This is a genomic window from Rhizobium sp. CBN3 (assembly GCF_030518245.1).
GTDB classification, from domain to species: Bacteria; Pseudomonadota; Alphaproteobacteria; order Rhizobiales; family Rhizobiaceae; genus Rhizobium; species Rhizobium aethiopicum_A.
On record NZ_JAULSE010000019.1, the window covers coordinates 74,456 to 93,881 of the forward strand.

The 19,426-nt window shown below is 61.8% G+C and carries 19 protein-coding genes; 7 read left to right on the plus strand and 12 right to left on the minus strand.

The features are described 5' to 3' along the window. The first annotated feature begins 4 nt into the window (after positions 1 to 4). From QWJ46_RS24125 to QWJ46_RS24135, 3 genes are all read left to right on the plus strand, one after another. Complete coding sequence (locus tag QWJ46_RS24125) at positions 5 to 700, plus strand: YafY family protein (RefSeq protein ID WP_302754257.1); 696 nt, start codon at positions 5 to 7, stop codon at positions 698 to 700. 71 nt (positions 701 to 771) lie between these two features. Further along, positions 772 to 1,032, plus strand: a complete 261-nt coding sequence (locus QWJ46_RS24130; RefSeq protein WP_184458639.1) for a hypothetical protein — start codon at positions 772 to 774, stop codon at positions 1,030 to 1,032. A 130-nt stretch (positions 1,033 to 1,162) separates the two neighbouring features. Further along, positions 1,163 to 1,531 carry a VOC family protein gene (locus QWJ46_RS24135; protein ID WP_302754258.1) on the plus strand — a complete coding sequence of 123 codons (369 nt, stop codon included), beginning with the start codon at positions 1,163 to 1,165 and terminating at the stop codon, positions 1,529 to 1,531. A gap of 19 nt (positions 1,532 to 1,550) precedes the next feature. Here QWJ46_RS24135 and QWJ46_RS24140 read toward each other — a convergent pair whose 3' ends face one another. Both QWJ46_RS24140 and QWJ46_RS24145 read right to left on the minus strand, forming a co-directional pair. Next, complete coding sequence (locus QWJ46_RS24140; protein WP_302754259.1) at positions 1,551 to 2,405, minus strand: prephenate dehydratase; 855 nt, start codon at positions 2,403 to 2,405, stop codon at positions 1,551 to 1,553. 10 nt (positions 2,406 to 2,415) lie between these two features. Then, positions 2,416 to 3,171 carry a 3-deoxy-manno-octulosonate cytidylyltransferase gene (locus QWJ46_RS24145; protein ID WP_302754260.1) on the minus strand — a complete coding sequence of 252 codons (756 nt, stop codon included), beginning with the start codon at positions 3,169 to 3,171 and terminating at the stop codon, positions 2,416 to 2,418. A 153-nt stretch (positions 3,172 to 3,324) separates the two neighbouring features. On the opposite strand from QWJ46_RS24145, the gene QWJ46_RS24150 reads away from it, so the two are divergent. Continuing rightward, complete coding sequence (locus QWJ46_RS24150; RefSeq protein ID WP_086081450.1) at positions 3,325 to 3,888, plus strand: cytochrome c family protein; 564 nt, start codon at positions 3,325 to 3,327, stop codon at positions 3,886 to 3,888. Positions 3,889 to 3,960: 72 nt separating this feature from the next. On the opposite strand, the gene QWJ46_RS24155 is transcribed toward QWJ46_RS24150, so the two are convergent. Then, positions 3,961 to 4,908 (minus strand): AEC family transporter, encoded by a 948-nt coding sequence (locus QWJ46_RS24155; RefSeq protein WP_184458643.1) that lies wholly within the window; start codon positions 4,906 to 4,908, stop codon positions 3,961 to 3,963. 497 nt (positions 4,909 to 5,405) lie between these two features. Here QWJ46_RS24155 and QWJ46_RS24160 point away from each other — a divergent pair, with 497 nt between their 5' ends. Continuing rightward, positions 5,406 to 6,398 carry an adenosine kinase gene (locus QWJ46_RS24160; protein ID WP_302754261.1) on the plus strand — a complete coding sequence of 331 codons (993 nt, stop codon included), beginning with the start codon at positions 5,406 to 5,408 and terminating at the stop codon, positions 6,396 to 6,398. Here QWJ46_RS24160 and QWJ46_RS24165 read toward each other — a convergent pair. Beyond that, positions 6,391 to 6,930, minus strand: a complete 540-nt coding sequence (locus QWJ46_RS24165) for an SH3 domain-containing protein (protein WP_011423530.1) — start codon at positions 6,928 to 6,930, stop codon at positions 6,391 to 6,393. The genes QWJ46_RS24160 and QWJ46_RS24165 overlap by 8 nt on opposite strands. A gap of 185 nt (positions 6,931 to 7,115) precedes the next feature. Between QWJ46_RS24165 and QWJ46_RS24170 the strand changes: the two genes are divergently transcribed. Next, on the plus strand, positions 7,116 to 8,117 hold the full coding sequence (locus tag QWJ46_RS24170; RefSeq protein ID WP_184458646.1) for a D-glycerate dehydrogenase: 1,002 nt from the start codon (positions 7,116 to 7,118) through the stop codon (positions 8,115 to 8,117). Positions 8,118 to 8,123: 6 nt separating this feature from the next. Here QWJ46_RS24170 and QWJ46_RS24175 read toward each other — a convergent pair whose 3' ends face one another. From QWJ46_RS24175 to recF, 3 genes are all read right to left on the minus strand, one after another. Continuing rightward, positions 8,124 to 8,597: a GNAT family N-acetyltransferase gene (locus QWJ46_RS24175; RefSeq protein WP_184458647.1), complete on the minus strand. Its 474-nt coding sequence runs from the start codon at positions 8,595 to 8,597 to the stop codon at positions 8,124 to 8,126. Then, the gene (locus QWJ46_RS24180; protein ID WP_302754265.1) at positions 8,594 to 9,364 is read right to left on the minus strand and encodes a molybdopterin-synthase adenylyltransferase MoeB; all 771 of its coding nucleotides are present in this window, start codon (positions 9,362 to 9,364) and stop codon (positions 8,594 to 8,596) included. Before QWJ46_RS24180 ends, QWJ46_RS24175 begins: the two co-directional genes overlap by 4 nt. A gap of 62 nt (positions 9,365 to 9,426) precedes the next feature. Next, complete coding sequence (recF, locus tag QWJ46_RS24185) at positions 9,427 to 10,551, minus strand: DNA replication/repair protein RecF (RefSeq protein ID WP_368046100.1); 1,125 nt, start codon at positions 10,549 to 10,551, stop codon at positions 9,427 to 9,429. Between the two features lie 381 nt (positions 10,552 to 10,932). Between recF and QWJ46_RS24190 the strand changes: the two genes are divergently transcribed. Continuing rightward, positions 10,933 to 11,298 (plus strand): helix-turn-helix domain-containing protein, encoded by a 366-nt coding sequence (locus tag QWJ46_RS24190; protein WP_184458649.1) that lies wholly within the window; start codon positions 10,933 to 10,935, stop codon positions 11,296 to 11,298. A 121-nt stretch (positions 11,299 to 11,419) separates the two neighbouring features. Here QWJ46_RS24190 and QWJ46_RS24195 read toward each other — a convergent pair whose 3' ends face one another. The 5 genes from QWJ46_RS24195 to QWJ46_RS24215 form a co-directional block, all read right to left on the minus strand. Further along, positions 11,420 to 11,620, minus strand: coding sequence for a hypothetical protein (locus QWJ46_RS24195; RefSeq protein WP_184458650.1), 201 nt, complete (start codon positions 11,618 to 11,620; stop codon positions 11,420 to 11,422). 361 nt (positions 11,621 to 11,981) lie between these two features. Next, the gene (dnaJ, locus tag QWJ46_RS24200; protein ID WP_302754262.1) at positions 11,982 to 13,109 is read right to left on the minus strand and encodes a molecular chaperone DnaJ; all 1,128 of its coding nucleotides are present in this window, start codon (positions 13,107 to 13,109) and stop codon (positions 11,982 to 11,984) included. Positions 13,110 to 13,194: 85 nt separating this feature from the next. Continuing rightward, positions 13,195 to 15,111, minus strand: a complete 1,917-nt coding sequence (gene dnaK, locus QWJ46_RS24205; RefSeq protein ID WP_184458652.1) for a molecular chaperone DnaK — start codon at positions 15,109 to 15,111, stop codon at positions 13,195 to 13,197. A gap of 282 nt (positions 15,112 to 15,393) precedes the next feature. Beyond that, complete coding sequence (locus tag QWJ46_RS24210; RefSeq protein ID WP_302754263.1) at positions 15,394 to 17,721, minus strand: transglycosylase domain-containing protein; 2,328 nt, start codon at positions 17,719 to 17,721, stop codon at positions 15,394 to 15,396. A gap of 513 nt (positions 17,722 to 18,234) precedes the next feature. Continuing rightward, positions 18,235 to 18,912: an SH3 domain-containing protein gene (locus tag QWJ46_RS24215; protein WP_302754264.1), complete on the minus strand. Its 678-nt coding sequence runs from the start codon at positions 18,910 to 18,912 to the stop codon at positions 18,235 to 18,237. Positions 18,913 to 19,426: the final 514 nt, after the last annotated feature.

Below are 19,426 nucleotides of genomic sequence, written 5' to 3' on the forward strand. Positions count from 1 at the left end.
CGCCATGCCGGTCGCCCGCTCGGAACGGCTGCTGACGCTGCTCCAGACGCTTCGGCGTTATCGGCGGCCGGTGACCGGAACTGTTCTTGCCCAGGAAACCGGCGTCAGCCTGCGCACGCTCTATCGCGATATTGCCAGCCTGCAGGCCCAGGGCGCAATGATCGAAGGCGAGGCGGGCATCGGTTATGTGCTGAAGCCCGGCTTCATGCTGCCGCCGATGATGTTTTCCGAAGAAGAGCTGGAAGCCTTGGTGCTCGGCTCGCGCTGGGTGGCCCGCGCCGCCGAGCCGCGCCTTGCCGGCGCCGGCGCCGATGCGCTCGCCAAGATCGTCGCCGTGCTGCCGGCCGACATGCGTGAAACGGTCGATTCGGCGACACTCTTCGTTGGCCGCAAGCGCCAGGACGAGGACAGGGCTGATGTTTCGGCTATCCGCAAGGCGATCCGTCTGGAGCGCGTGGTCGAACTGCATTACGGCGACGAGCAGGGCCGGATCTCCCGCCGCCGTGTCTGGCCCTTCGCGCTCGGTTATTTCGAGCATGTGCGCATCATCATGGCCTGGTGCGAACTGCGCCAGGATTTCCGCCATTTCCGCACCGATCGCATCATCGATATGGCGGTTCATGAGATGCGTTATCCCCGCCGCCGCACAGCGCTCCTAAAGGAATGGCGCGAGACGCAGGACGTGCCGCTGGAGACCTGAACGCTGCTGCCATAAACTGTCAGCAGGGAGAGTTATTATCAGTCTCAATTCACCAGAAAGGAGCACTGATCATGGTAACGCCTCCAATCATTCAACAGGCCGGCGATCGCTTCGCCACCGACAGTTTTGCCGATATCATTTCAGCCGAAACTTTCGCCGACGTCCGGCAGTCGGCAGGCTCCGGCCTGCTGCGCCTGGCTATGAGCTTTTTCCGGATCTCCGAGCCGAGCCGCTCAAAACTCGATATCGAAGCCATACCGGATTCCTGCAAGTGCGACCTCGGTTTCATTGATGGGCGCAACCCGCGCCTCCATGATCGGTTCCCGCTCTAAAATCTGATTGTCCAGCTCATTCACTTGACGAGAGCTGGCGTTGCTTTCGCAGCGCCTTCTGTTTTCTGCTGCCATAAACTGGCAGCAGGAGATCTCGCAGGCCCCAACTTACAGCAACGGGAGAACCGCAATGATCAGCCCCAATCTGATAATCCTTTATGTCAAGGATCCGGCCGAGAGCGCCAGCTTCTATCGGAACCTCCTGAACCGGGAACCGGCCGTGGAAGCGCCGAATTTCGTCGCCTTCCCGCTCGATGGCGGCTTCACCCTTGGTCTCTGGCGGCGCAGCAAGGTCGAGCCGCAGCCCTCCGCCATCGGCAATCGAGGCGAAGTGGCCTTCATGCTCGCGGGAGAAAATGCCGTCGCCAGGCAATATGATGACTGGCGTCAGCGCGGCCTGCCGATTGCCCAGGAACTGACCGAGCTCGATTTCGGCCCGACCTTCGTGGTGCTCGACCCGGACGGGCACCGGCTGCGCGTCTGCGAGCCGGATAAATAATAAGAGAGCGCGAAGTCTGTTAAAGCAGGCCTCGCATCACATGCCCCTTGTAGACGCCGAGGATGCGCACCTTCTCGGAGAAGAAACGCAGCTCCTCCAATGCTCGGCGAACGTTCGGATCGTTCGGATGGCCCTCGATATCGGCGTAGAATTGCGTCGCCACGAATTTTCCGCCGAGCTGATAGCTTTCGAGCTTCGTCATGTTGATATTGTTCGTCGCAAACCCGCCGAGCGCCTTGTAAAGCGCAGCCGGAATGTTGCGAACGTTGAAGACGAAGGTGGTGACGACCTTCTCCTCAGCCGAACTGCGTTGCGCCCATTCCTCGTCGCGGGACAGGATCACGAAACGGGTGACGTTGTTTTCAGTATCCTCGACATTCTCGGCGACGATCTCCAGCCCGTAGAGATCGGCGGCAAGGCGCGGAGCAAGTGCCGCCATCGAGCGGTCGCCGGTTTCCTTCACGAGTTTTGCCGCCCCGGCCGTATCGCCGGCGATGACAGGCTTCCAGCCGTGAGCGCGCACGATCTTGCGGCACTGTCCAAGTGCGTGGATATGGCTGTGGACCGTGCGGATCTCATCCTTGGTGACCCCGGGCAGCACCATCAGCTGAAAGCGGATCGGCATGAAATATTCGCCGATGATATGCAGCCGCGATTCCGGCAGCAGATGATGGATATCGGCGACGCGCCCGGCAATGGTGTTCTCGATCGGGATCATTGCGATATCGGCGTCGCCATTGTCGACCGCCGTGAAGGCATCCTCGAAAGTCTGGCAGGGCAGCGGCTCCATAGTCGGAAACATGTCGCGGCAGGCCATGTCGGAATTGGCGCCGAATTCGCCTTGGAAGGCGATCCTGTTGGTCTTGATGTTCATGATAGTCCCGTCAGTTCTGCCGTGCAGAGAGGATTCGCCGCGCTTTTTCGAGGTCGGCCGGAGTATCGACACCGAGCGGAACCGTGTCAACGATCTCGGCATCGATGCGCATGCCGGCCTCCAGTGCCCGCAGCTGCTCCAGCGATTCGCGCTTTTCAAGCGTCGACGGGCCGAGCGAGACGAACCGCTCGAGCGCAGCGCGCCGATAGGCATAGAGGCCGATATGATGGTAGAGCGGCCCCTTGCCGTAAGGGGCCGTCGCGCGAGTGAAGTAGAGGCTGCGCAGGCGGGTGTCGGAAATCGGCGAACCGATGACCTTGACGATGTGCGGCGCGGTCTTGTCCTCCTCATTATCGATTTCGATGGTCAGCGTGCCGATATCGACTGCTTCGTTCTCGAGGGGTCGCAAGGCCGCCCGCACCGTTTCAGGCTCGATCGTCGGCAGGTCGCCCTGGACGTTGACGATGAACTTCGCCTTGCCGTCCGGATCCACCTTCTTCAGCGCTTCGAAGATACGGTCCGAGCCGGATTGATGATCCTTGCTGGTCATGACGACTTCGAAGCCGGCGGCAGCCACGGTATCGAACACCTGCGGGTCGTCGACGGCGACGACGACCCGGCCGATTTCGGCTTCTTTTGCGCGCATCGCCACCTGCACGATCATCGGCAGTCCGCAAATATCGGCGAGCGGCTTGCCCGGAAGCCTAGTTGAAGCCATCCGTGCCGGGATCAATACGAGCACGTCGTCGAAATTTGAATCACGCATTGTTCGGGCCTTCTATTCCGGGCTGAAAAGTGTCAAAAAGTCTCACGCATAAGACCATTTAGACAGTTGCAACGAACAGTCAAAAGACATAGGTTCCGCGCGATTTCAAGATGGTCCGGTTCTGGTCTGCCGGCTGCAAGGGGAGCATTGCAGATGAATTCATACGTCAATACGGCCGTGGGGGCGCTGCTCGGAACGATTTTCGTTCTGATGTCGGTCTCCATCGCGTCCGAGGGGATCTTCCATTCCGAAGCGCCGGAGAAGGAAGGTTTCGCGATCGTTGCGGAAGAGGCGCCGGCCGCCGGTGGCGAAGCTGCGCCGGCCGCTGCCGTTCCGATCGCGCAGTTGCTCGCTTCTGCAGATGCCAAGGCCGGTGAAGCGGTCTTCAAGAAGTGTCAGGCCTGTCATGACGGCACCAAAGGCGGACCGAACAAGGTCGGTCCGAACCTCTTTGGTGTCGTAGATCGCCCGATCGCCTCGCATGAAGGCTTCGCCTATTCCTCTGCGATGAAGGATTTCTCCAAGGGCAGCAGCGAGAAGTGGACTTTTGAGAATCTCAACAAGTTCCTGCTGGCGCCGAAGAAGGACGTTCCCGGCACCGCGATGGGCTTTGCCGGTCTGCCGAAGGATCAGGACCGCGCCAACGTCATCCTCTACCTGCACACGCTGGCTGATTCGCCGGTGCCGCTGCCGGATCCGAAAACAGCCACGCAGTGAACGGCAGGATGATCGCATTCATGGAAAAGCCCGGCTCGCAAGCCGGGCTTTTCTTATTATGCCGAGACCCGCTCAGGCCCCCAGGAAATAAGCCCAGAGCGAGACCGTGATGGCGCCGAGCGCCGTTGTCACCGTGATCGTCGAGGCGGCGAGGCTGTGACCGACGCCAAACCGGTTGGCGATCAGCCAGGCGTTGACGCCTGTCGGCACCGACGAGGTCAGCACGATCGCTGCCGTCCATGCAGGGCTGAGGCCGAGGAGATGGCTCGCCGCCCAGACGCAACCGGGCAGCAGCAGCAGCTTTAAGCTCGAGGTGACGCTGGCAATGCCGAAATTGCCGGAGACGCCGTATCTCTCCAGCGCCATCCCGAGCGAGATCAGCGCCGCCGGACCGGCAATGCCGGCGATCTGATTGACGACCGTCGCCAGCGTCGCCGTCATGGTAAGGCCGGAAAGATGCATGGCCATGCCGGCTGCAAGCCCGATCACCAGCGGATTGCGTATGAGATTGATGACGATCTGGCGAAGCACGAACACCATGCTGCGGTCGCTTTTGCCGGCGATCTTGCGCTCCGCATGCTCCATCAGCACTGTGCCGGCGACCATCATGACAGGCAGATGCACGGCAAGCAGGATCGACAACGCCACCAGCCCTTCGTCGCCGATGGTCCGCTGAACGAGCGGCAGCCCGATGAAGACGTTGTTGGCGAAGGCTGAGGAAACCCCAGCGAGAACGCCGATCCGTTCATCGCGGCCGAAAAGCCGCGTTGCGGCGATATGCCCGGCCGTCCAGGTGATGGCGACACCGGAGAAATAGACGATCCAGAGCCGGAAAGGCGAGGCGCCGTGGAAATCCGCTTCGGCGATGGTGCGGAAGAGCAGAAGCGGCACGGCGATCTTGAAGACGAATTCGCTGAGCGCGTCGCCGACATTCGAGGTCATCAGACCGCTGCGAACGATCACCCAGCCGATGAGGATCAGGATGAAGATGGGAAGGACGTCGAGAATGATGGCTGACATGAGGCGGGATGCTCTGCGGGGAGGGGAGTATCCGACCTCTACAGCATCGACCCGAAAATCGGAATCGATTTTCGGTAAGTCCAATGCGTAGATTTGAAGAGTGAGAGCGTCCTGTGCGTCCGAACGGCGCTCGACCAGCAAAGGGCAAGCGCCGCCCGCTCCGGCCGCTGAGCTCTCCGCAAAGCAAAAAAAGCGGGCACAGCCCGCTTTTCCGCTCCGGCCTTGCCGGAGGGATCACGAAGCTGCCAGTTCATCCGTGGTCAGCATCGCGCCGGTAAGATCGAAGGGATCATCCCTCGGGCGCCCGGCTGCAACTGAAAGCTGCTCATGCCGGTCTTCCTGCGAGTACTTGTAGATTTCGAAGATGACAGCGGCATGACGAATAAGCGGCACTTTTGCGAAGAAATAGCTGCGCTATTCACCATTTGTCCTTCCAAACCGCGGAAATTTCGCTAAGACCGAACCCCGGCTATCACAAATCCGGGACCCCCCATTTCATGACAAGATTCGATGTTCTGACGGTCGGCAACGCAATCGTGGATATCATCGCCCGTTGCAACGATCAGTTCCTCATTGACAACCAGATCACCAAGGCGGCGATGAACCTCATCGACGCCGAACGTGCCGAACTGTTGTATTCGCGCATGGGACCGGCACTGGAAGCCTCCGGCGGCAGCGCCGGCAACACGGCGGCGGGCGTTGCCAACCTCGGCGGCAAGGCAGCCTATTTCGGCAATGTCGCCGCAGATCAGCTCGGAGACATCTTCACCCACGATATTCGCGCCCAGGGCGTCCACTATCAGACGAAGCCGAAGGGCACCTTCCCGCCGACGGCGCGTTCGATGATCTTCGTCACCGAGGATGGCGAGCGTTCGATGAATACCTATCTCGGCGCCTGCGTCGAACTCGGTCCCGAGGATGTCGAGGCCGATGTCGTTGCCGATGCCAAGGTCACCTATTTCGAAGGTTATCTCTGGGATCCGCCGCGCGCCAAGGAGGCGATTCTCGATTGCGCCCGCATCGCCCATCAACACGGCCGGGAAATGTCGATGACGTTGTCCGACAGTTTCTGCGTCGACCGGTACCGCGGCGAGTTCCTCGATCTGATGCGCTCCGGCAAGGTCGATATCGTCTTTGCCAATCGCCAGGAGGCACTGTCGCTTTACCAGACCGACGATTTCGAAGAGGCGCTGAACAGGATCGCCGCGGACTGCAAGATCGCCGCCGTGACGATGAGCGAGAACGGCGCCGTCATCCTGAAGGGCCGGGAGCGTTATTACGTCGATGCAATCAGGATCCGCGAAGTTGTGGATACAACGGGCGCCGGTGACCTGTTTGCCTCCGGCTTCCTCTATGGCTACACGCAGGGACGGTCCCTGGAGGATTGCGGCAAGCTCGGTTGTCTCGCCGCCGGCATTGTCATTCAGCAGATCGGCCCACGCCCGATGACCTCGCTTTCCGAGGCCGCCAAACAGGCGGGGCTTATTTGAAGGCTTCGCCGGGATAGGCGCCCCAGATTTCCGACTGCGCCACCCAGCCCGCGGCGCCGTCGGTTTCTGCGTGGCACCAATCGCCGTTGCATTCGCCGATCGTCAGCATCACGCCGGGTTCGAGCTTGGCGACGATTGAGGCGGAGGGCTGCGCCTCGCGGCGCAGATTGACATAGACGCCCTTGCCCTTCGTCTTCATCCAGGGTGCCGCGATCGCCGCGCGCTGGCCTGATAGCAGCGACTGATTGACCCAGCCTTCAGTGCCGTCGGCATCGCGGATGCGGCGCCAGTTGTCGTATTCCTGGATGATTTCCACCGGCAGGCCGGATTTCAGATACATCCACGATACGGCGAAATCCGTTCCGGGGCCGATGCGCAGGTTGACGCGCTTCGATTTCAATGTGACGAAGCGCGGCAATGGCAGGCCGCTCGGCCCCTTGGCCGCTTGCGCATGAGCAAATTCTAAGGTTCCCATGGATGCGGCCAGAGCGATCGCGAGGGCGAGGCAGGACTTCAGGACTTTGCTGCGCATGGAGGCTTCCGTTTGCTCGAATTCGCGGGCAAGTCCGGCCTGCACGCGGTCCGGGCTTTGACATTCCCCGGCTGCACCACGAGTTTTGTTTGTCTTCGCGTGCGGGTCTGGTAGAAATTGCCCGGAACGGGAAAATTATCACCCCTCTTGGTTAAAGACCTCTGAACAAGGCATCGCAGGCAGCCATGACAGCGAAGAAAAAACCGAAGGTCTATATCACCCGCAAACTGCCGGATGCCGTCGAAACCCGAATGCGGGAGCTCTTCGATGCCGAGCTGAACATCGACGACGCGCCGCGCTCCGTTCCCGAACTTGTCGCCGCTGTGCGGACCGCCGACGTGCTGGTGCCGACGGTTACCGATCGCATCGACGCGGCGCTGATCGATGAGGCGGGACCGCAGATGAAGCTGATTGCCAGCTTCTCCAACGGCACCGACCACATCGACGTCGAGGCGGCGGCGCGCAAGGGCATCACCGTCACCAACACGCCGAACGTCCTCACCGAGGACACTGCCGATATGACCATGGCGTTGATTCTCGCGGTTCCGAGGCGGCTCGGCGAAGGGGCGCGGATCCTGACCGACAAGCCGGGCGAGTGGGCCGGCTGGTCTCCCACCTGGATGCTCGGCCGGCGAATTCACGGCAAGCGCATCGGCATCGTCGGCATGGGGCGAATCGGCACGGCGGTGGCCCGCCGCGCCAAGGCTTTTGGCCTTTCGATTCACTACCACAACCGCAAGCGCGTCAATCCGGCCGTCGAGGACGAGTTGGAGGCAACCTATTGGGAAAGCCTTGACCAGATGCTGGCCCGCGTCGACATCGTCTCGATCAACTGCCCCTCGACACCGGCAACCTTTCACCTGATTTCGGCGCGCCGCCTGGCGCTGCTGCAGCCGACGGCCTATCTCGTCAATACGGCGCGCGGCGACGTGGTCGATGAAACCCAGCTGATCAAGTGCCTGAGGGAGGGCAAGATCGCCGGCGCCGGCCTCGACGTCTTCGAGAACGAGCCTGCCGTCAATCCGAAGCTCGTCAAGCTCGCCAATGAGGGCAAGGTCGTGCTGCTGCCGCATATGAGCTCGGCGACGATCGAAGGCCGCATCGACATGGGCGACAAGGTCATCATCAATATCCGCACCTTCATCGACGGCCACAGGCCGCCGAATCGGGTGCTGCCTGGCCGCTGATGCGCGTCAGCGTGTAAGGCTCTTCCGCATCTCGATGAAGGTCGTTCTGGCAAAACCGGGATGCGCCTTCTCGGCGGTTCTGGAAAATCCCCAGGCGGCAAAGACGGCGTGATTGTCGGTAAGCTCGATGCGTGTCTCCAGCCGCAAGGCGGCAAGGCCGAATTCTGCAGCCGTCTCCTCGGCAACTGCCAGCAAACGCCTGCCGAGGCCCTTGCCTTGCGCTTCCGGCAGAACGGCGAGCTTGCCGACGTAGAGACAATCGGCCTCCGGCCGCAGGAACAGGCAGCCAATCAGCTTTCCATCGCCAATGACAATGTAACCGATCTCGGCCTCAGCCTTCGCGGCCAGCGTCTCCGCCGTTAGGCTGAGCGCCGACGACGGCGGATCGATCCTGCCGTTCATCGAAGCGAAGGCGGTCAGGATGAGGGCGAGCAACTCGTCCCAGCGCGTGAAACTCGGGTCGAGGCGGATAATCCTCATCCGGCGGCCTGCCTTGCGCGGCGGCGCTTATAGCGCACGGTTTCGAACCGGGCCAAGAGTGCGTCGTAAAGCAGCAGCCGCCCGATCAGCGGCTCGCCGGCGCCGGTGATGAGCTTGATCGCCTCCATCGCCATCATCGTGCCGATGACGCCGGTGAGCGCGCCGATGATACCGGCTTCGGCGCAGCTGGGGATCAGGCCCGCCGGAGGCGCCTCGGGAAACAGGTCGCGGTAACCTGGGTTGGGCGCTCCGTCCTCGGCCGTCTCATAAGGTTTTAGCACCGTCAGCGAACCGTCGAAACGACCGACGGCACCGGTGACGAGCGGGATACCTGCTTCCTCCGCCACATCGGCCGCGGCATAACGCGTATCGAAATTGTCGGAGCCGTCGATCAGGAGATCGAAGCCGGATAATTGACGTCGGGCAGTCTCGCGAGAAAAGCGTTCCTCGAAGCGGATGAGCCGCACATGCGGGTTGAGCCTGGCAATGGCCAAGGCGGCGCTTTCGGTTTTCAGCTCGCCGATCGTGCCGGAATCATGGATCACTTGGCGTTGCAGATTGGACAGCGACACCCGGTCGTCGTCGACGATGCCGAGCGTGCCGATACCGGCGGCGGCGAGATATTGCAGAATCGGCGCACCGAGCCCGCCGGCGCCGATCACCAGCACGCGGGCGGCTTTGAGTTTCTGCTGGCCTGCGCCGCCGATCTCGGGGAGCAGGATATGGCGTTGATACCGGGCGATTTCATCGGGGCTGAGAGGTTCCATGGCGGCGATCGTAGCATGGCCGCCGACATCGGGAAAAGCGACATCGGGAAAAGCGGTCTCCCTCATCCGAACACCCTTCCGTCCGCAACCGTAAAGAACTGCGCCCTGTCGCCGAGGGCCGAGAACATTCCCCGATCCGTTCCGGTCATGAAGGCCTGGCCGCCCAATCCATCGATGAGGTCGAACAGCGCGGCGCGCCTGTTCTCGTCGAGATGCGCGGCGATCTCGTCGAGCAGCAGGATCGGCGCATGACCGGTGAGATTGCCGACCAGCCGCGCATGGGCAAGCACCAGGCCGACAAGCAGCGCTTTCTGCTCGCCGGTGGAACACCGCTCCGCCTCCATCGCCTTTTCGCGGTGGTGGACGATGAGGTCGGTCCGGTGCGGTCCCTCCAGCGTGCGCCCCGCGCCGGCATCGCGGTAGCGGCTCTCGGCGAGCATCGCCGCGTAGTCGTCCTCGAGGTCGACCGATGGACGCGAGAACTGGCCGTCCATGAAGCCCGAGAGCTGCAGCGAGGCCGATGGGAAAGGCGAACTCTCCAGTGTTTCCTCGGTCAGCCGGGTCAAGAGGCCGAGCATCTCCTGCCGGGCGAGCGCCATGGCGATGCCGAGGCTTGCCATCTGTTCTTCGATACCCGCAAGCCAGGAAGGGTCGAAACGGCCTTCGTCCAGCAGCTTGTTGCGGCTGCGCATGGCGCGCTCGAAATCGCTGGCGCGACGGCCGTGGGCAGGGTCGATCGACAGCACCAGCCGGTCGAGAAAGCGTCGGCGGTCGGAGGAGGCGCCGGTAAAGAGCCCGTCCATCGCCGGTGTCAGCCAGAGAAGACGCAGGTGATCGGTCAAATCGTCGGCGGTTTTTGCCGGGGTGCCGTTGATGCGAAGCCGGCGGGCTGTGGTCTCCTCGCCCGCTTCTATGCCGGTTCCGATCTCGACTTCGCCCTCCATGCCGTCAAGCGCCGCGAAGATCGAAAAGCCACCGGCCGCCCCGACGCGGGTAATATCGCCATAGGCGGCTCGGCGCAGGCCGCGGCCGGGCGAAAGCAGCGAGACCGCCTCCATGACATTGGTCTTGCCGGCGCCATTGTCTCCGGTCAGCACGGCATGCCGACCGTCGAGACTGAGGCTCGCGGCCGTATAATTGCGGAAGTCTGTCAGCTTCAGACGCGAAAGAGAGACCTTATGCGGCATTGCGTATCCGGGTTCGTGAAGCGTGACAGCTAAGCCGAAGCAGCGCGGATGGCAAGCGCGTCGCTTCGCGCCGCGGATCGGGCGTGCTTCACAGGAAACATCGCAAACACGAAAGATTCCGGAACTTTTTGGTACTGTTTTTCCCAAAATCCGCAAAAATACAACCGCATCAGAGGCGTCCGAGATTGGGCGTCAGCCGGCCACAGTCATCGTCGGCGTTCTCGGATCGCCTGCGTGGCAAGGCTTCTGCGACATTCCTCGGTGGCGGCTGACGTAACGTAATGCCCAGAAAAAGTCGGTTGAATTTTGCAACTGTCGGGTTGCGTTATGCCGGGAAAACGATATGGTGAACAAAAGGTTCATGTATAAGAGAGTGGTGAAGTGGCAGATCCGGTCGATATCATTGTTGGTCGCAACATCAGACAGCTTCGCGCCATTCGTCGTGTTTCCCAGCTCGAGCTCGGTGAAGCACTCGGACTGACTTTCCAGCAGATCCAGAAATATGAAAAGGGAACGAACCGCGTTTCAGCCAGCAAGCTGCATCAGATCGCGGTTTTTCTCGGTGTCGAGATCTCCGCCCTCTTCGAGGGGACGGATATATCGGAATTCGGCGGCCGTATCGAACTCAGCCCTGATGCCTATGCCCTTGCGCTGAGCTACGACAAGCTGAACTCGGCGGCAGGCAAGGAAGCGGTCAAGACCATCCTTACACTCATGAGCGGCGAAGCGGTCGATAGCGCCGCCTGATCCCGCTGAAGCGGTCAGCTGACCTCGGGAGAAGCAAGACTTCTTCAGAGGGACGACCTCCGAACCATGTCGGGGGCTGCCTGTCCCCAGCGGCAGACGCATTTCGCGACGCGCTGGTGAATCAGTGAATCTCGCACCCATGCAACGCCGTCAGCAGCTCGTCCTGCGTCTGGTGGCCGGCGTGGTAGAGGTCGATCGCGATACTGGCGATGGAAAGGCCCTGCTGGCTGCGAAGTTTGATGTTGCGCTCGGCACACCATGTGTAGATGGCGCCGGCGAGAACGTCGACATCTTCGGACTGAGAGGAAAAGGCTGGCGCCATGATGGATACTCTTGCTTCGTGGTCCCCGTTAGAGCGCCTGCGTCCAATGGGACACGCCGGAAACGCTCTGTCGCTCTGAAACTGCGCATCACCCCCCTGACATCGATTCCGAGCTCCTGGGTCGTGCGCTGACGGCAGAGATTGGAGTCATTTTAAAAACTTGCAAGCGGCATCATCGGGCTGCGTTAACGCAAGTTCCTGTTCCGATCGGGCGCCGTGTCGATCTGGAACAGTTTGCGCGGCAGATCTGGAACAGACCGCCTGGCATGAACTGCCCATGTCCCAAATCAGGATTTGCGGGCGCAAAAAAGCCGAAGACGTTTCCGTCCCCGGCTTTCGCGATTGCCTATCGACCGACGGCTCAGCCTTCGAAGAATTCCTTCATCCGGGCAAAGAAACCCGTCGACTCCGGATTGTTCTCCTTGGAGGAAATCTGCTCGAATTCCTGCAGCAGTTCGCGCTGGCGCTTGGTGAGCTTTTGCGGTGTCTCGATCTGGATCTGGATATAAAGGTCGCCCGTCTGCGCCGAACGCAGCACCGGCATGCCCTTGCCCTTGAGACGGAACTGTTTGCCGGCCTGGGTGCCCTCAGGCACGCTCACCCGCGATTTGGTGCCGTCGAGCGTCGCCACGTCGAAGGTTCCGCCGAGAGCAGCCGTCGTCATCGAGATCGGCACGGCGCAATAGAGATCGGCTCCGTCGCGCTGGTAGAATTCATGCGGCTTCACCGACAGGAAGATATAAAGATCGCCGGCCGGTCCGCCGCGAGCCCCGGCTTCGCCCTCGCCCTGCAGGCGGATGCGCGTGCCGTCCTCGATGCCGGCGGGAATATTGACGGAGAGCGACCGCTCTTCCGTCACTCGGCCCTGGCCGTGGCACTTCGGACACGGATCGGGAATGATCTGGCCGCGGCCGTGGCAGGTCGGGCAGGTCCGCTCGATCGAGAAGAAGCCCTGCGCCGCGCGCACGCGGCCCGTGCCCTGGCAGGTGCCGCAGCTCTTCGGCTGCGTGCCGGGCTTGGCGCCCGAACCCGAACAGACGTCGCAGGTGATGGAAGTGGGAACGCGGATCTGCGCCGTCTTGCCCGAGAAAGCCTCTTCCAGCGTTATTTCCATATTGTAGCGAAGATCGGCGCCGCGCTCGCGGCCTCCCGCAGAGCGCTGGCGCGCCCGTCCGCCGCCCATCATCTCGCCGAAAATATCCTCGAAGATGTCGGAGAAGCCGCCGCCGGCAAAGCCGCCGCCACCGCCGCCCATGCCGCCGTGCTCAAAGGCTGCGTGGCCATAACGATCATAGGCTGCCCGCTTCTGCGGGTCCTTGAGCATTTCATAGGCTTCGTTGATTTCTTTGAACTTCCGTTCGGCTTCCTTGTCATCCGGGTTCTTGTCCGGGTGATATTTCATCGCCAGCTTTCGGAAGGCGCTCTTCAGCTCTTTCTCGTCCGCCGATTTGGCTACACCCAGAGTTTCGTAAAAGTCCGCTTTTGCCATTAAGGATTAAACCCCGGAAATGGATTTCCGGCTGCCATGGTGAGCAGCCGGATCAGGTGTTGAAGCATAACCACGCCGCCGCGGATTACGCGGACTTCTTGCGGTCGTCGTCCTTGATTTCCTCGTAGTCGGCGTCGACGACATTGTCGCCGCCTTCCGCGGAGGCATCGGCAGCAGCACCGCCTTCGGCCTGCTGTGCTTCATAGATCGCCTGGCCGAGCTTCATGGAAACTTCCATGAGCGTCTGGGTTTTGGCCTTGATGTCTTCGGCGTCGGCTTCGGTAGCCTCGGTCGAGGACTTCAGCGCGGCGATCGCATCCGAGATGGCGGTGCGGTCGGCTTCGGAGACCTTGTCGCCGTAATCCTTCAGCGACTTTTCCGTGGAGTGGATCAGGCTTTCGGCCTGGTTCTTGGCTTCCACGGTCTCGCGGCGCTTCTTGTCTTCGGCAGCGTGGGATTCGGCATCCTTCACCATCTTTTCGATGTCGGCGTCGGAGAGGCCGCCGGAAGCCTGGATGCGGATCTGCTGTTCCTTGCCGGTGCCCTTGTCCTTGGCCGAAACCTGTACGATGCCGTTGGCGTCGATGTCGAAGGTGACTTCGATCTGCGGCACGCCGCGCGGCGACGGCGGCAGGCCGACGAGGTCGAACTGGCCGAGCAGCTTGTTGTCGGCAGCCATTTCGCGCTCGCCCTGGGACACGCGGATGGTGACGGCCTGCTGGTTGTCTTCCGCGGTCGAGAAGGTCTGGCTCTTCTTCGTCGGGATCGTCGTGTTGCGTTCGATCAGACGGGTGAAGACACCGCCGAGCGTCTCGATGCCGAGCGACAGCGGGGTGACGTCGAGCAGCAGAACGTCCTTGACGTCGCCCTGCAGAACGCCGGCCTGGATGGCGGCGCCGAGCGCAACCACTTCATCCGGGTTGACGCCCTTGTGCGGCTCCTTGCCGAACAGCTGCTTGACGACTTCCTGGACCTTCGGCATGCGGCTCATGCCGCCGACGAGAACGACTTCGTCGATTTCGGCAGCGGTGACGCCGGCGTCCTTGAGGGCTGCCTTGCAGGGCGCGATCGTACGCTGGACGAGATCGTCGACCAGGCTCTCGAGCTTGGCGCGGGTCAGCTTCAGCGTCAGGTGCTTCGGGCCGGAGGCGTCAGCCGTGATGAACGGCAGGTTGATTTCGGTCTGCTGCGAGGACGACAGTTCGATCTTGGCTTTTTCTGCGGCTTCCTTGAGGCGCTGCAGGGCAAGCTTGTCGTTCTTCAAGTCGATGCCGTTGTCCTTCTTGAATTCGGCAACGAGATATTCGACGAGGCGCATGTCGAAGTCTTCACCGCCGAGGAAGGTATCGCCGTTGGTGGACTTCACTTCGAAGACGCCGTCGCCGATCTCGAGGATCGAAATATCGAAGGTGCCGCCGCCAAGGTCGTAGACGGCGATCGTCTTGCCGTCCTTCTTGTCGAGGCCGTAGGCGAGAGCGGCAGCGGTCGGCTCGTTGATGATGCGGAGCACTTCAAGGCCGGCGATCCTGCCGGCATCCTTGGTTGCCTGGCGCTGCGCGTCGTTGAAGTAGGCGGGAACGGTGATGACGGCCTTCTCGACCTTTTCGCCGAGATAGGATTCGGCGGTTTCCTTCATCTTCTGAAGGATCATCGCGGAAATCTGTGCGGGCGAGTAGCCCTTGCCATTGGCTTCGACCCAGGCGTCGCCATTGTCGCCCTTGACGATGGTGAAGGGAACGAGATGCTTGTCCTTCTCGACGGTCGGATCTTCGTAGCGGCGGCCGATCAGGCGCTTCACCGCAAAGAGCGTGTTCGTCGGGTTGGTGACCGCCTGGCGCTTGGCCGGCTGGCCGACGAGGCGCTCGCCATCATCGGAAAAGGCCACCATGGAAGGGGTCGTGCGCGCACCTTCCGCATTCTCGATGACCTTTGCGTCCTTGCCGTCCATGACTGCGACGCAGGAATTCGTCGTTCCAAGGTCGATACCAATTACTTTTGCCATGTCATTCTCTCCTTGAAGCAAGCTGTCGGAACCCCCAGAAGGCATTTCCCTGACAGCCCCTTACGGGATGGGTCTACTTGAGATTACGCAATCGTGATTGCGGTGATGCGGCGTATATAAGGAGCGGTTTTCTGGACTGCAAGGCGGGAAATAGCCCGGAATCCAGCAAAACGAATGTGTTGCCTTCAATTTTCGCAGCGGCCGGGAAAGCGGTCGCCCAATCCCCCGAAAGCGTGCGATTTCTAGGATATATGGCTTGCGCCGGGCATGCAGCACGGAATCTCATTGACCCATGATCAAGTCGAGCAGGGTCGTGCGTCGGGGCTGCACCGAAAAGGTCGTCTGCGGCCCACCGACATCGCCGGGCGGCACGATGCCGTCGTAGCCTGAACCGCCGCCTTCGGCAACGTCTGCAGGCGGAACAGGGCCGTTGCCGGGGCCTGCCCGCTGTTGCCGGACAGGCGCCTGCGGATAACGCTCGGCATTCTCGCCGCCGCCGAACACGCCGGAAATGATGCCGCCGATCGTCGTCGGTGGCGGCACTTCGGCCGTGACCGGCTGCCCGCCGTCGGGCGCTGCCTGCGCCATCGTCTGGCCGCTGTTCGGATTGTCGATCAGCTGGCCGTTGCCAAAGAGCGGCGCCGGCGAAAGACCCTTGTGGGCGGCGATCATGAATTCCTTCCAGGCCTTGGCTGGAAGACCGCCGCCGGTCACCTTCTTCATCGGCTTGCCGTCGTCATTGCCGAACCAGACGCCGGTCGTGAGGTTGCTGGTGAAGCCGACGAACAGCGCGTCGCGCGAATTCTGCGTCGTGCCGGTCTTGCCCGCCGCCTGCCAGCCGGGAATCTTGGCACTCTTGCCGGTGCCGTTTTCGATGACGCCCATCATCATCGTGTCCATCTGCGCGGCGATCTGCTCGGAAAGCACGCGCGGCGGACTGTCGTAGGTATTTTCGTAGAGAACCTTGCCCTCGGCGGTCGTCACCCGGCGGATGACGTGCGGCGTCGCCTTGTAGCCGCCGTTCATGAAGGCGGCATAGGAGGCGGTCAGTTCCATCAGCGACACTTCGGACGTCCCGAGCGCAATCGAGGCGTTCGGCTGCAGCTCGCTTTCGATCCCGAGCCGGTGGGCGAGTTTGATCACCTGATCCGGCCCGTCATACATCACCAGCTGCGCGGCCACCGTGTTCAGCGACTTGGCGAGCGCGGTGGCGAGCGTCACTTCGCCATTGTATTTCTTCTCGTAATTCTCCGGCGTCCAGTCGCCGATGCGGATCGGCGCGTCGTTGAACACCGAAAAAGGCGTCAGCCCTTTTTCCAGCGCCGCGGTATAGACGAAGGGTTTGAACGAAGATCCCGGCTGGCGCTTGGCCTTGACGGCGCGGTTGAACTGGCTCGTCGCATAGTCTCTGCCGCCGACGAGTGCCCGGATCGCCCCGGTGCCGTCGATCGAGACCAGGGCCGCCTGCGAGGCGTCGAGCTTGCCTCCCTCCTTGTCGAGCACGTCGACCAGCGACTGCTCGGCCTTCTTCTCCAGCGATTTGTCGATCGTCGTATCGACGACGATGTCTTCCTTGACGTCGCCGATCAGGCCCGGCAATTCGTCCATGACCATATCGGCGACATAATGCCCGGCGCCCGACCAGTAGCTCTTGGCCGAAGCCGGGGTCTGCGACATCGCTGTCTTGACCTCGGAATCGGTGATGAAACCCTGCTCGCGCATCGCCGCGAGCACGAGCTGGGCGCGCGCATTCGCCGCTTCCGCGTCGCGGGCCGGCGAAAGCCGCGACGGCGCCTTGAGCAGGCCGGCCAGCACCGCGGCCTCGCCGAGGTTCACGTCCCGCGCCGATTTGTTGAAATAGCGGCGTGAGGCCGCCTCGACGCCATAGGCGTTCGATCCGAAGAACACCCGGTTGAGATACATCGCAAGAATCTGGTCCTTGGTGTATTTCTGCTCCAGCCAGAGCGCCAGCAGCACCTCCTGCACCTTGCGTTCCAGCGTTCTCTCGGGAGAGAGGAAGAGGTTCTTGGCAAGCTGCTGGGTCAGCGTCGAGCCGCCCTGCACCATGTGGCCGGCCGTGAAATTGGTGACGATCGCCCGGCCGAGGCCGAGCGGATCGACGCCGAAATGCGAATAAAAGCGCCGATCTTCGATGGCGATGACGGCTTCGGGAATATAGGGCGACATGTTTTCGAGCGACAGCGCCTCGCCGCCGGTGGCGCCGCGATTGGCAATGACGCTGCCGTCGACGGCGGTGATCTTGACGTTCGGCGGCCGCTCGGGGATCGCCCACGTGCTGGCGCTCGGCATGCGTGAGCCGTAATAGAGGACAAGCCCGGCAACGCCGATGCCGGCCCAGATGAAAAGCACGACGCACCAGTAGACCACGCCGCGCAGGAAGCCGAAAAGGCCGCCGCCTTCACGCTCCCGCGGCTCACGCCGCCGCTGGCGGGCGGCACGCTGCGGCGGGGGCTTGGAGCCGCCGCGCCGCGCGGATCTGCTTCCGATGACGCGGTCGTCGGCGTCGAGCGAAAATTCATCATCGTCGCGGGCCGGACGGCCGCTGAAGGACGGTTCGATTCTGTCGCCTGATTTGCCTCTGCCTGCCATCGCGGACCGGTCGCATCCCCTGTTCGATCGCGAAGCCCACTTCGCATAACGGCGCCCTGTTACAGCGCCCGGCGTCTCCTCAGACGCGCGAAGGACGCTGTAGCACTTTGAAGAGCTGCATAATTTTGTCCTTAAACTGATTTCGGTTTAAGGACCTATGCGCGATCATCCGAGTGAACTGTAATTGCGGCGATTTAACGGGGTGTTAAAGGACGACAAGCGATGAGAGCCGCACTATCGAAGCCGCGCAGTCATGACCAGGGCCGGGGCGCGGTGCGCACGATTTTCGAATTAGGAATTAATGCGGCGAGCGGAACCAATAGGCTCGACGACTGTTTATGGAGAAGCGGGACAGCCCCTCACGTCCCGCGAATGATCGGCCGTCTCCCCTCAACGCGCGCCGATCGACATCAGGCCCGGTGCATCCCCCCAAGGAGCGCCGGGCTTTTTTGTGGCTCCGCTTTCCAGTGATTCTGTCGCAGAAAGGGCGGCATCGCTGCCGCCCTCGATGTTTCAGTCGCAGGCGGGATCGCCCGGGCGGCAGACGAATGGCGAAGCCCGGGGGTCGGGACGATTGTAGGTGTCGGCCTTCCCGCCTCTGAACTGCGGCAGATTACGGAAATTCGTGTCGGTTTCCCGACGCTCGGGCCGGCGGACTTCCTCTCTGCGATCGTTGTCGCGCCAGTCCCGGTTGCGATCCCGGTACTCGCGGGCCCGGTAATCCCGGTCCCGGTCCCGGTCACGGTCGCGGGAATAATAATCGCGGTCGCGGTTGCGGTAATAATAGTCCGGGCCGCGGCTCCAGCGGTCACGCTCGCGATAAAAATCGCGATTGCGGTAGTACCGGTCCCAATAATTGCCGACGCTGAAGGTGACCATCGGAATGCCCAGCGGACGGTAATATCGCGGACCTACATAGACGCGGCGCTGCTCGTAGACCGCCTGCACGTACTGGCCTGAGACCCAGCCCCGGCCGCCGTAGAATTCGACGTCGCACCAGTTGACGTTGGAAAGGCATCCGCGGATTTCGACGGACGAACCGGCGGGTATGACGGCGACGGCCGGGTACCGGGTACTTGGACCCGCGCGCATGTTGACGTTGGCCGTCGAGTATCCCTCGGCGGCCTGCGCTATTGCCGGAGCCAGCACAAGCAGCGCGGCCGCGGCTATTTTGACGATGAGGTTTCTCACGCTTCTCACTCCTCGTTGGCGTGTTTTTCAGGCAGCGCTCGGCTGCGTTTCCTTGGCATATGCCATCTGGAACAAAAGATAGAGCGATCGCCGGAATTTGTTAGGGCGTCATCATTCGCTTTGTCTTTCAAAACCTTATAGGTCGAGCGCGATGAACGCAGCTTGAACGGGGGGAGATTTGTGCTCTCATTCGCTTCGACAGGGCGCATGAACCGACAGGACGCGCGGAGCGTCTCCGGCACGTCACGCTGTCCGGCAATCGAGGTCCGATCCTGATCGACAAGTTAACCTTTTGTTAACCTTTCGGCGGCAGTCTCACATCAATACCCGCTTGCTCCTTGACCACGGATGAACTGGCACCGAGCCGGGCGGATGACGAAAGGCCGGGCAACCGGCCTTTTTGTTGTGCGCCCAGCATGGGCGCACTCTTGTGGGTGCAAGTCCCACCGTAAGCTGGTCATGGCGAGCGAAGAGAAGCGCAACTTTGCAAGGGCGACCGAGCGTGGGGAGGAAG

Excerpts from the sequence above, each read along its gene's own strand:
- dnaK (WP_184458652.1), bottom strand. The coding sequence starts at position 15,111 with ATGGCAAAAGTAATTGGTATCGACCTTGGAACGACGAATTCCTGCGTC.
- QWJ46_RS24175 (WP_184458647.1), bottom strand. The coding sequence starts at position 8,597 with ATGAGGATTATCCGCCTCGACCCGAGTTTCACGCGCTGGGACGAGTTG.
- QWJ46_RS24160 (WP_302754261.1), top strand. The coding sequence starts at position 5,406 with ATGACAAGATTCGATGTTCTGACGGTCGGCAACGCAATCGTGGATATC.
- QWJ46_RS24145 (WP_302754260.1), bottom strand. The coding sequence starts at position 3,171 with ATGCGTGATTCAAATTTCGACGACGTGCTCGTATTGATCCCGGCACGG.
- QWJ46_RS24210 (WP_302754263.1), bottom strand. The coding sequence starts at position 17,721 with ATGGCAGGCAGAGGCAAATCAGGCGACAGAATCGAACCGTCCTTCAGC.
- QWJ46_RS24135 (WP_302754258.1), top strand. The coding sequence starts at position 1,163 with ATGATCAGCCCCAATCTGATAATCCTTTATGTCAAGGATCCGGCCGAG.
- recF (WP_368046100.1), bottom strand. The coding sequence starts at position 10,551 with ATGCCGCATAAGGTCTCTCTTTCGCGTCTGAAGCTGACAGACTTCCGC.
- QWJ46_RS24125 (WP_302754257.1), top strand. The coding sequence starts at position 5 with ATGCCGGTCGCCCGCTCGGAACGGCTGCTGACGCTGCTCCAGACGCTT.
- QWJ46_RS24165 (WP_011423530.1), bottom strand. The coding sequence starts at position 6,930 with ATGCGCAGCAAAGTCCTGAAGTCCTGCCTCGCCCTCGCGATCGCTCTG.
- QWJ46_RS24140 (WP_302754259.1), bottom strand. The coding sequence starts at position 2,405 with ATGAACATCAAGACCAACAGGATCGCCTTCCAAGGCGAATTCGGCGCC.
- QWJ46_RS24150 (WP_086081450.1), top strand. The coding sequence starts at position 3,325 with ATGAATTCATACGTCAATACGGCCGTGGGGGCGCTGCTCGGAACGATT.
- QWJ46_RS24155 (WP_184458643.1), bottom strand. The coding sequence starts at position 4,908 with ATGTCAGCCATCATTCTCGACGTCCTTCCCATCTTCATCCTGATCCTC.
- dnaJ (WP_302754262.1), bottom strand. The coding sequence starts at position 13,109 with ATGGCAAAAGCGGACTTTTACGAAACTCTGGGTGTAGCCAAATCGGCG.
- QWJ46_RS24195 (WP_184458650.1), bottom strand. The coding sequence starts at position 11,620 with ATGGCGCCAGCCTTTTCCTCTCAGTCCGAAGATGTCGACGTTCTCGCC.
- QWJ46_RS24170 (WP_184458646.1), top strand. The coding sequence starts at position 7,116 with ATGACAGCGAAGAAAAAACCGAAGGTCTATATCACCCGCAAACTGCCG.
- QWJ46_RS24180 (WP_302754265.1), bottom strand. The coding sequence starts at position 9,364 with ATGGAACCTCTCAGCCCCGATGAAATCGCCCGGTATCAACGCCATATC.
- QWJ46_RS24130 (WP_184458639.1), top strand. The coding sequence starts at position 772 with ATGGTAACGCCTCCAATCATTCAACAGGCCGGCGATCGCTTCGCCACC.